Origin of the sequence: Corallococcus sp. CA041A, assembly GCF_003612075.1 — a bacterium.
GTDB classification, from domain to species: Bacteria; Myxococcota; Myxococcia; order Myxococcales; family Myxococcaceae; genus Corallococcus; species Corallococcus exiguus.
In genome coordinates this window covers 21,589-31,885 of sequence record NZ_RAWF01000106.1, presented here as the reverse complement: position 1 = coordinate 31,885, position 10,297 = coordinate 21,589, and the positions used below count along the sequence as shown (strand labels likewise).

Sequence of the window (10,297 nt, the reverse complement as noted above, 5' to 3'; positions counted from 1 at the left end):
AGCCCAGGCGGCGCAGCATGACCTGCCGGATGGAGGGGATGCGGAAGCGGAAGATGAAGGCGTCCGCGAAGTAGTGCGCGAGCACGCAAGCGAAGCCCAGCGAGGTCAGCGCGCGCAGCAGGGGATTCGCTTGCGCGCCGCCGCCGATGCCCAGCGAGCCGCGCATGGGGCCATCCAGCAGGAAGCCATGCACCACGCCCAGCGCGAACAGCGGGAGCATGGACACGACCATGACGGGCCAGATGAGCTTCTGGCTCAGGCGGGGGGCATCGCCCTCGCGAGGCTCCAGCATGCGGGCGCTGAGGAAGTAGTACTCCAGGCCGTGCATGCCCGGGAGCATCACGTAGCCCCAGGACGGCGCCACGAGCGCCAGGCCGGTCGCGGTCGCCATGCCCAGCAGGTACAGCACCTTGGGGCCGCTGGCGGTGCGGGAGCGGAGCACGGCGCGGAAGAGCAGGAGGAAGTAGCCCAGCCAGATGGCGATGAGCACGGGCAGCGTCTGCCACGGAAGGACGACGCCCTGGCCCACGTCGAGGTAGGCGGGGGCGTTCGGGGCGGCGGACTCGGCGACGAAGAAGATGCGGACGAGGAGGACGGAGAGGAGCAGCGGGACGTAGAGCTGCTGGAGCTTGCGCTCGAGCGGGGAGGGCGCGGGGAGGCCCGCCTGTCCGCCGCGCAGGCCATGCAGGGACCACAGGCCCCGGTGCTGGGACAGGGTGTGGTGCATGCCGAAGACGTTGAAGATGACGGCCACGGCGAAGGTGTGGATGGAGCGGTCGGCGTAGAAGGTGAAGAACAGCGCCGCGCCCACGCCGAGCATGGCCAGCGCGCCGGCGAGGAGGGTGCGCGGCTGGTGGGGCGCGGCGGTGAGCACGTCGCGGTGCACGCCGAAGAGCAGGAACGTGAGGATGACGTGCGTGGCGTTGCCCAGGAGGTTCTGGGCGGTCCAGCCCAGGAGCCGGTGGGCGTTGTCCGCGGCGGCAGGGGCGAGGAACGCGCTGGCGACGGCGGCCACCCCGGTCAGCGCCAGGGGGATGCTCAGGATGGCGAGGTCGGCCCGGGGCGAGAACAGCCACAGGCGGCGAAAGCGCAGGGAGCCGGGCGCGGCCGGCATGTCCTGCTCCGTGGCGGTGGCGACTCCGGGGCTCAGCGGTGTCATGGGACGGGGAGTATACCGGGTCTCCAGGGGGCCAGAACCCGCGCCACCCTGCCTGCCAGGCGGGAGTACGACACGAGCCTGTGACGCTGCCTCCGTGAAATGCGGAACGGGGGAGCGGTCGTGGCAAACCCAGGGCGGAAAGTACACACGCTGCCGATAGGACTTGCAGTGGCGCAAGTGTTGATTTTCGCGGTCACTGAAATGCAAGACTATGTCTTGTGGTGAGTTCCCGACAAAAGATAGGGTATGGATATTCCCGGGCATCGCTGACCGGGAGGGGACTCTTCCAAGAGTGAGGGGCGATTGTCTTTCCGGTCATGGGTGTGGGGAGCGCTGGCGGGAGGAGTCCTGCTGTTGGCGTGCAATGAGTCGAGACCTCCAGTTGGCGCCACGGAGGAGGTAGCGGCACCTTCAGGGGTGGAACGGAGACCAGGTGGCCCGGCTGGACACGTGCCTCCTGGGCGCGACGACGCCTCGGACGGAGACGTACGCTTATGATCGCACGCTGCGTTTGGTGGGAGCGGGACGGCCGACGGGCAACTTCGCGGCGACAGGTGGCTCGTTCGAATCACGGACGTATCAATACGATGGTCGCGGCAACCGGACCCAGTTGGAGGAGGACGGATTCATCTACGACCTGACCGCTGGGACAGCCCCGGCGGTGGACCAGCTGACGGGGTGGGGTTCATCGGCCAGTGGCAGCTTGCTGAAATACACCCTGTCGCATGACGAAGACGGCCGAGTGACGCAGAAGCGGTGGGCGGCGACCATGTCAGGTGGACCTGTCTACACGCTGGGGTTCGAGTATGGACAGACAGTAGGCGTGGCCACGGAGACCGTGTTCCGTGCCGTCAATGTCAACGGCGCGTACTACAACTACTTCTATGATGCGCTGGGCCGCCGGCGGCTGAAGTCGAACCCGTATGGAACGACGGACGAGTACTTCCACTCGGTGTCGAACCGGATGCTGACGGACCGGGGCAACAATGGTTTGGCCACTCCGATTGGCCACTTCACCCTGGATGACTATGTGTGGTTGGCGGGGCGTCCGGTTGCGCTCGTGCGTGGGAAGTTCAGCGCGGCGTGGGCGCGGCAGCCAGACGGCACTGGGGATTGTTCTCGTGATGGCGAGTCAGTGGCGTGTGGCGTGTATTTCCCGGTGACGGACCACATTGGAAAGCCGGTGATCATGTTGGACGCTTCGCGACGGGTGACAGGGGCCGCAGACACGGACCCCTTCGGGCACGTGAACCGGGTGACGCACCACGCGGAGACCGCGCACCCTTACGCGCACAGCACGTCCGCAACGCTGGCGATGTTCTCCCAGCCCAAGGAGAGCACCTCAGTTCAAGTACGGATGCGCGCGCGCTACCATGTTGTGGACACGGAGCCGGGGGCGGATTTCGTGCGCTTGGTGGATCTGGATACGAGCAGTGTCCTCGACAGCCAGTCGGGAGAGCGCCGGGGGCAAGTGACAACGGCATGGGTGGTGCCGTCCAATGGCAACCTGACCGTGGGATTCAGTTCGAACGCCAGTGGCTTGACCAGCTATCAGGGCGTCGCGGTCGAGGGGTACGAGTACCAGCGGTACCAGGCCGGGGCTCAGGCCCTCTGGATTCCGCTTGGCTTCCCCGGCCAGTACCATGACGCGGAGACCGATCTCTTCGAGAATTGGAACCGGTTTTATGATCCGGCATCGGGGCGGTATCTTCAGCCAGAGCTTCTTCAGCAGAATCCAAAGTGGATTTAAAGGCAGGTGCTGCGTGGTGTTCCTGCGCTGGCCTACCTCTATGCTGGGAACAATCCGATTTCATGGTTTGATTCAACGGGCCTGGATGTTCAGAACAACTCAAACGATGGTGTTTGGATTTCAGGGGAACACGGCGAGCAATACTACTTGGCGCCTGGTGATACTTTCTATGGCAACCAGGATGGTGTTTATTCGGGGCACAAGGGAGTGTATAAAGCAAACAATGGTGTTAGCATTGTTATTAATCCTGATGGATCGATTAATACATTTGATGGGCCTGATTTGTCGCGCTTTGTGCAGGGATTTGGCGAGAATAGCGTGGGACCGCACCTGTTGCCCTTCGGCCTCAGGGAGCGTACGGGCGGTCCCAAAGACGACGATTTCTCTGTCCGAAATAAGTGGGCGGACAATCCCAATGTCAACAGTCCGAGTGGATCGATGTGTGGGGGTGGGAAATAGCGGTTTGGTTTGAATGTGTTCCAGGGGGATGTTGAGTCTTCCCCCTGGGGCCGACCGGCATATGAACCGCTGCTCCTAGAATGAACTGGCCCCCATTCGCCATGCAGCACAAGTTCGCCTGGGCTAGGAACCGGATCGTCTTCCGCCAATGAACCACGTCGCTGAAATGGAAACATCCACCCGCTGGCTTCGCCGGTTGGGGATTATTGGTCTGCTGTGCTGGTTCGTGCCGTCGGTAAGCGTTTTGCTCGTGTTGAGCGTCTTGGGGTTTTGCGAATTCCTGTTGTCTGATTCGCATCCCTTTCCCGGTGATCCACCTGCCGCAGACATGCTCACAGAGATTGCGCTCAGTGGATGGTTGTTCATCCTTGTTGGATACGTTCCCTTCTTCGTTGCTCGGAAAGAATCCGATAGAATTCTTCGGCTCTGGCGAAGGGTGATCCCCCCGTTGATCCTGCTATCATTCCTCGCGATGTCGTCGGCCCTTGCTCAGGTTGGCCGAAGACATTGGGGCGAATGGGGTCTGCTCAAGGCCATGCTTCAGGACAACGAAGCCCGGGTTCGTAGATTCTCAAGCCGTGCCGATGGTGCCTTGTCGGAGGAGGAGTTCGCGCAAGCGAAAGCGTGGTTGCTGACGCAGCCTGCCACCTTCCACTTTGATGCGGAATCTGAACCCGTCAGGATTCATATGAGGAGAACCGTCCCTCCCTACCTCGGCGTCGATTTCGGCCAGGGGCAGAATGCGGTCTTCGATCCGGTGACGATGATCTGCATCTATTCGGATTGAGAGGTGTCGATGAGAAAAGATTGGACCTGGCCTACTGAGGGATTGGCCGGCGTTGTTTCGGGTCTGAAGGTGCTCGGCCCGGAGGTGTCGCAGGAGATATGCGACCAGTGGTGGCAGACCTTCCTGCCCGGATTCATAGCCAGGGATATTGGCCAGTCCATCTTCGTCTTCGCCAAAACGGTCCAGGTGAAGATGATGCTCAAAGCGGAGGTGCACTACTCCCGGCAGCAGCAGGGCGGTGTGTTCCACGTCGTATCGGAGCCCTTGCTCCCGGTCCTTCGCATCGAGGCCGCGTCACCACCACCCCTGAACATCCTGGAGGCAATGGTCTGGGCGTCTCCACGCCACGGATCCCCTGGGTGGTGCGCCATCTGCCCCGAGTCCATGGAGTGGTCCATGGTCGTGGAGCATGACGGCCCCTACTTCCTGAAGCCCGCGCCCTGCATGGATCCGCCCCTCGGGGACTCTCCGTAGGAGACGGGGTTCATCCTCCACCCACCCCGTGCTAAAACGGGAAGGTCCATGGAAGGCCGACTGCATCTGAAGAACTGCGCCGTGTTCTGTGCGGACGGTCGCGTCCGCCACGGCATGGCCGTCGTGGTCGAAGAGGGCATCATCCGCCGCGTCGCCCCCGACGTCGAGGTGCCCGTGCTCCCCGGTGACTGGGAGGTCGCCTGTCGCGGCCGCCTCGTCGCCCCCGGGCTCGTGGACTGTCACTCGCACATGGTCAACGGGCAGCTCCTGCCCCCCAATGGCGACTTCCTCCTGCGCCAGCCCCGCTCGCGTCTGGAGCGCATGCGCTCGGTGGCCATGTGGATGGAGTGGTCGGCGTAGAGGAAGAACAGCGTTGCTTCTGCAGCGAGAATGACCAGCGCACCGAGGGGTTGGCCTGATGGACGCGCCAGAGGCACCCGTTCTGTTTCGCGCTTCGATGGGAAGGCCCCAGGCCTGGTGGGACCGGCTCTTCCTGGGGCTGGTGTCGACGGGCGCAGCGCTGTTCTACGCCGGCTTCGGGGTCCCCTGGTCTGGAAGCCAACTGGCGCCGGGACTCAGCGCGGAGAAGGTCCGCTCCGTGTCTCTGAGGATGTCCGAAGATGAGGTGGTTCAACGCCTGGGCATGCCTCTGGCTCGGGAGGTGAGGCCATCGGGAAGGCTCTCCTGGGACTACGCGAAGCCGGTTGCGAAGGTTCGGCGGTATCCGAAGGTCTACGTCACCTTCGAGTCAGGACGCGTTTTCGCGGTCGAGGTGGAACTCAAGACCTTCTGGGGTGTCGATGAGGAGGTCCTCTATCTGCGGACCTCTGACCGCATCATTGAAAGGCCTGACCTTGATGACGTCCTCCCTTGAGCCGAGCTGCCGGCGTGGACAAGGGCGAAAGCCACTTGGGATGATGGTTCCTGTGAGAGGACTTTCGGTGGGCCTTGGACGGTGGATGCTCTGGGTTCGCATTTCCCGGAAGAGCAGGGTTCTTTCCGGTGGGATGGTGTTGCTTCTGGCTGCCTCATGCGCAAGAGACTTGGACTATCATCAGGAGTGTCGGTCGGATGATAGCTGTAGACAAGGTCTGGTCTGTATGACGGGCTATAGGCATGGGCGCAGTTGCTCGTTGTTTGGGCGCTACAGTACTTGTGAGCAACCGTGTGCCAGGGATGCTGATTGTCCTGCTGGACTTGAGTGTAAATTGATTCAGCCAGGGCCAGATCATTCGTCTTGCCAGAGGGAGTGGAGGTGAGCCATCGATAGGAGTTGGGTGTGGACCCTGGCGGCAGGCTTGCTGGTCATCGTGGTGATTCCCGCGCTTGCCATCTATGTGTCGGGAAGAACGCGAATCGTCCTCGTGAATGAGACCGGGAGCGAGTTGCGTGTCTTGACTGCTCGGATTCCTGGCGAGGAATGCGCTTTTGAGAAGGTCCCTGTTCATGGCCGGGTCGTCTGTCAGGGACGCGCGAACGCGGATGGAGACCTGTCCGTTGACCTCGAGTTCGCGGATGGCGGCAAGGTCCAATTGGAAACAGGTGCGTTCGTGAATCCGCTGCTCGGATTGCAAGGAGTCGCGACCGTCAACGCAGACGGTGGAGTCAGTCTGGAGTGGGACTGATTGCCGTCACGGGGCCTCCTGGAAATTATTCCCGCGCGGTGGAAGCCCGAGACGCATGAACTGGCAGGTGAGAACATGAAACCCGAATGGCCTTTGCTGGCGCTGCTGATTCTCCTTTCTTCCTGTGTTGTTGGCCGTGGTCCCAAGATGGCCCCAGTTCATGTTCAAGAGGGCGGGAACTGCAAGCGTAGCGCCGACTGCGAAGAGGATCTGGATTGCATGATCTGGTCGCTGACACCAGGTTCAGGTACCTGTCAGCGGGCGTGCGAAGAGACTTCGGACTGCCCGAGCGGCGAGCAGTGCGGCGGGGGATTTTTTACCGATGGGCCAGGATCTTTTTGCACCCCTCCGGGTGACTCCTGATGGAGATGCGTTCAGACATGCCCCACTGGCACAACCTCCACGGAGGGCATCATTGAGAGGCCCGACCACGATGACTGCCTTCCGTCGGACTGAGGCATGGAGGGGCCATGAGGCTCGTTGCTTCGACGCTGCTATTCGTCCTGCTCGGCGTGCACATGGGCTGCAAGCGAGGTGCGGACCCCAGAGAAGTCCCTGCGGCCGTGCTTGAGCGGATTGGAACGGAGTGTTTCCCAGCGGGAGGCTGCGGGACTGGCCTGGTATGTGCCGGCCGCACGAATTTCGCTCACGTTGACGCGGGGTCTACCTGTGAGCTTGTTTGTGACCCGTGGAACGACTCGGTATGTCCCGAGAAGTGGCTCTGCGTGAAGACCTCCGATGGCCGAGCCGCGGGGCTTCTCGGACATTGTATCCGTGCCTCGGAGATGTGACGGATGACTGCGACCTCCCAGGAGATGAAAGTGGCGTCGCCCCCGCTGGTGCTCCGGGCTGCCATGGTCGTGTCCGCTCTGGTCTGGGTCTACCACCTCCTCATCCTGCCGCCGTTTCCACTCGCCTCGTACCTCTCAAGCCTCCTGCGAGGCCTGCTCCATGGCTTTGCACTGGTCGTCTTGGCGTTGGGCGGGGTGTCGCTCGCCTTGCACCGAGGGCCTCTGCCGCGCTGGCGTTGGACGTGGATGGCGTGGCTCGTCGTGGCTGTCGGGTGGTTCCCATTGACGACGCTGGCTGCGATGTTGGGGTTCGGTCCAGTCGTCATGGTTCTGGTTGCTGAAGCTGTTCGTCTGCCGCCATGAGGGGTTTGGCGCCGTCTGGGGAAACGAGCGATTCTTCCGGGACCTGGGTGTTGTTCCCGCGCGGCAGAAGCGCGAGACGTATGAATTGGTAGGTGAGCCCATGGCTCCTGCTGCCTGGTCACTGCTCATGCAGGGAACGCCCATCCCGTAGGACGGTCATGCGATTCGTACAGATTGTCTGGATCTTCGTTGGGGCGTACCTGGGGCCGCTGCCCTGGGTCTTTCTCATGGGTGTCTTGCCCGGAGGGTGGTCTCGTTGGCTGATGGGGCTGGACGTCCCGTTGGGACCGGGGATGACCCTACCCGGGCTCGCGGTGATGTTGCTGCTGTTAGCGACACTGGGAGCGTTCGCCGCGCTCTGGGTGTGGAGGTGGCGCTTCGAGCGCCGAACCCAGGGATGAGCGTGTCTCCTCGTTGGCTCCCACGATTGGGAGTCGTTGGATTGGTGTGTGGCTTCGTGCCGTCGGTGGGCATCGCGGTTGGGCTGTGTGCCCTGGGAATTGGCGGCATCGTGTGGGGGGATCCGCACCCCTTCCCTGGTGACCCACCCGTGGACATGCTCGCGGAGGTCGCGCTCTTTGGATGGCTGCTCCTCCTGGTGGGCCATGGGTGCTTCTTCGTCGCCCGGAGGGAGGCTGATCAGATCGTCCAGTTCTGGCGATGGGTGATGCTTCCGTTGACCCTGGTGTCGTTCCTCGTGCTGCTGCCAGTCTTCGGGCAGATCGCTGGCAGACATTGGGGCGAGTGGGGCCGTCTCAAGGCCCTGCTTCAGGACAATGAGGCCCGTGTCCGTGCATTCTCGAGCCGGGCGGATGGTGTCTTGTCGGAGGAGGAGTACGCGCGGGCGAAGGCGTGGTGGCTGGATCAGCCCGCCACCTTCCGCTTCGAGACGGAGCCTGAGCCCGTCAGGATTCACTTGCGGAGGACCAACCCTCCGTATCTGGTGGTCGATTTCGGAGAAGGCCAGAATGCGGTCTTCGATCCGGTGACGATGCACTGCATCTACTCAGATTGACGAGAGGTAGGAGTCCGCGTGGGTCTGTGTCTTGTTGTCCATGAAGGTGATGAGGATTTGGAGGAGGTCGCGGTTGGGGGTTATTCGGACTTCAACGCGTTACGTGACTATGTCACTCGCGAGCTGGAGGCCGGGAAGCCGGGCTCTCGGTTCCCTGTGCTCATCGTGCACTCGGATTGTGATGGCGAGTGGTCCGTCCCCGAATGCGAGCGGTTGCGTGAGGAACTGGCGGTCATCGCAAGGGAGATGATGGCGCGCCCGCCGGTCGCTTTTGCGTCCGAGTGGCAACGAAGCGAGGCAGGTTCCATGGGGCTCGTGCCTCGAAACGCGTTCGAGTCGTTCCTCGCCGTGAGTGGTGGCTTCCTGGTGGAGGCCCTGCAGGACCTGGTGGAATTCGCGCTCGAGCGCCGGGCTCCCATCTCGTTTCAGTGAGTTCCCGGGTCGGCGGCCTGCATGGATTCGCCCTTCGGGGACTCCAGGTAGGAGACGGGGTTCATCCTCCACCCACCCCGTGCTAAAACGGGAAGGTCCATGGAAGGCCGACTGCTTCTGAAGAACTGCGCCGTGTTCCGTGCGGACGGTCGCGTCCGCCACGGCATGGCCGTCGTGGTCGAAGAGGGCATCATCCGCCGCGTCGCCCCGGACGCCGAGGTGCCCGTGCTCCCTGGTGACTGGGAAGTGGCCTGTCGAGGCCGCCTCGTCGCCCCCGGGCTCGTGGACTGTCACTCGCACATGGTCAACGGGCAGCTCTTGCCCCCCAATGGCGACTTCCTCCTGCGCCAGCCCCGCTCGCGTCTGGAGCGCATGCGCTCGGTGGCCAACCTCCTCACCGCCGAGGACGTGGAGGTCCTGACCCGCTTCGCCGCCGCCCGCGCGTTGCTCGATGGCGTCAGCCTGGTCGTGGACCACCTGTCGTGCCCCACCGACGTCGCCGGCGCCCTGGAGGCCCAGGCCCGCGCCGCGAACACCCTGGGCATCCGCCTGGTCACGTCCCACTCCACGCACAGCCTGGATGGCGCCGATGTGGCCAACGCCCAGGCGGATGCCAACGCCGACTTCGTCCGCCGCTACCGCGAACACCCTCGCGTCCGTGGCGCACTCGGCTTCCACGCGTCCTACACCTGCGAGGACCCGCTCCTGTCCCGCATCGCGGAGCTGCGCAAGGAGCTGAACGCGTCCGTCGTGTTCCACATCGCGGAGAACGAGGACGACCTCTCCACCACGTACGCCACGCACGGCCGCCGCGTCGTGCCGCGCCTGGACGCGCTGGGCCTGCTGGGCCCCCACGCCATCGCCGGCTACCCGCGCGCCGTGGAGCGCTCCGAGTCCGAGCGGCTGGCCGCCTCCGGCACCTTCATCGCTCTCACGCCCCGCGCCACGCGCTCCATGGACCGCGCGGCCGAATCCGCTGACGGCGCGCTGTCCAGCCTCCACCTCGTGGGCCTGGGCACCGGCGGCCATGGCACCCTCCAGGAGGAGCTCGCGGGGGCGCTCGTCAGCATGCTGTCCCTGGCGCGCTCCGGCCGCATGCCGGACCTGGATGACTCGCTGGCGCACCTGTTCGTCAGCGGCCCCGCGGAGCTGTGCACCCGCCTGTACGGCAAGCCGTCGGGCGGCGTGGACGAGGGCAGCATCGCGGACCTCGTCGTCTACGACGCCATCCCCGCCGCGGACCCGGAGACGGGCTACGCGCCCTTCCTCCTGGGGCAGCTCACCGCCGCCCGCGTGGCGTGGACCATCGTGGATGGCCGCGTCTGCGTCCGTGAGGGGCAGCTGCTGGGCAGCGACTTCGTGGACCTGGCCCGGGACGCCGCCGCCGCGCTCGGCCGCGTCTGGTCCCGCGCACGGCTGGGTTCGTAGGGTAGAAGGGGCGC

At 63.9% G+C, this 10,297-nt stretch carries 10 protein-coding genes and 1 pseudogene; 10 read left to right on the top strand and 1 reads right to left on the bottom strand.

What is annotated here, in order from left to right:
* Positions 1–1,159 (bottom strand): hypothetical protein (locus D7V77_RS20110; RefSeq protein ID WP_120577908.1); only part of this gene is annotated, 1,159 nt, incomplete at its 3' end.
* Positions 1,160–1,592: 433 nt separating this feature from the next.
* Here D7V77_RS20110 and D7V77_RS20105 point away from each other — a divergent pair.
* The 10 genes and pseudogenes from D7V77_RS20105 (at position 1,593) to D7V77_RS20060 (ending at position 10,283) form a co-directional block, all read left to right on the top strand.
* Complete coding sequence (locus D7V77_RS20105) at positions 1,593–2,909, top strand: hypothetical protein (protein WP_120577907.1); 1,317 nt, start codon at positions 1,593–1,595, stop codon at positions 2,907–2,909.
* Between the two features lie 6 nt (positions 2,910–2,915).
* Positions 2,916–3,368, top strand: coding sequence for a hypothetical protein (locus tag D7V77_RS43310; protein ID WP_147452111.1), 453 nt, complete (start codon positions 2,916–2,918; stop codon positions 3,366–3,368).
* Positions 3,369–3,516: 148 nt separating this feature from the next.
* Positions 3,517–4,155: a hypothetical protein gene (locus D7V77_RS43305; RefSeq protein WP_126934745.1), complete on the top strand. Its 639-nt coding sequence runs from the start codon at positions 3,517–3,519 to the stop codon at positions 4,153–4,155.
* Positions 4,156–4,164: 9 nt separating this feature from the next.
* Positions 4,165–4,629: a hypothetical protein gene (locus D7V77_RS20095; RefSeq protein WP_126934746.1), complete on the top strand. Its 465-nt coding sequence runs from the start codon at positions 4,165–4,167 to the stop codon at positions 4,627–4,629.
* Between the two features lie 48 nt (positions 4,630–4,677).
* Positions 4,678–4,965 (top strand): annotated as a pseudogene (locus D7V77_RS20090) (amidohydrolase); the annotation flags it as partial.
* A gap of 82 nt (positions 4,966–5,047) precedes the next feature.
* The gene (locus D7V77_RS20085) at positions 5,048–5,503 is read left to right on the top strand and encodes a hypothetical protein (protein ID WP_121780031.1); all 456 of its coding nucleotides are present in this window, start codon (positions 5,048–5,050) and stop codon (positions 5,501–5,503) included.
* A 403-nt stretch (positions 5,504–5,906) separates the two neighbouring features.
* Positions 5,907–6,254 (top strand): hypothetical protein, encoded by a 348-nt coding sequence (locus D7V77_RS43300; protein ID WP_147452110.1) that lies wholly within the window; start codon positions 5,907–5,909, stop codon positions 6,252–6,254.
* A gap of 1,704 nt (positions 6,255–7,958) precedes the next feature.
* Positions 7,959–8,423: a hypothetical protein gene (locus D7V77_RS20070; protein ID WP_147452109.1), complete on the top strand. Its 465-nt coding sequence runs from the start codon at positions 7,959–7,961 to the stop codon at positions 8,421–8,423.
* 18 nt (positions 8,424–8,441) lie between these two features.
* Positions 8,442–8,855 carry an Imm70 family immunity protein gene (locus D7V77_RS20065; RefSeq protein ID WP_120577900.1) on the top strand — a complete coding sequence of 138 codons (414 nt, stop codon included), beginning with the start codon at positions 8,442–8,444 and terminating at the stop codon, positions 8,853–8,855.
* A gap of 99 nt (positions 8,856–8,954) precedes the next feature.
* Entirely contained in the window at positions 8,955–10,283 is a 1,329-nt protein-coding gene (locus D7V77_RS20060; RefSeq protein WP_120577899.1) for an amidohydrolase family protein, read from the top strand.
* Positions 10,284–10,297 lie beyond the last annotated feature (14 nt).

Excerpts from the sequence above, each read along its gene's own strand:
- D7V77_RS43305 (WP_126934745.1), top strand. The coding sequence starts at position 3,517 with ATGAACCACGTCGCTGAAATGGAAACATCCACCCGCTGGCTTCGCCGG.
- D7V77_RS20095 (WP_126934746.1), top strand. The coding sequence starts at position 4,165 with ATGAGAAAAGATTGGACCTGGCCTACTGAGGGATTGGCCGGCGTTGTT.
- D7V77_RS20085 (WP_121780031.1), top strand. The coding sequence starts at position 5,048 with ATGGACGCGCCAGAGGCACCCGTTCTGTTTCGCGCTTCGATGGGAAGG.
- D7V77_RS20060 (WP_120577899.1), top strand. The coding sequence starts at position 8,955 with ATGGAAGGCCGACTGCTTCTGAAGAACTGCGCCGTGTTCCGTGCGGAC.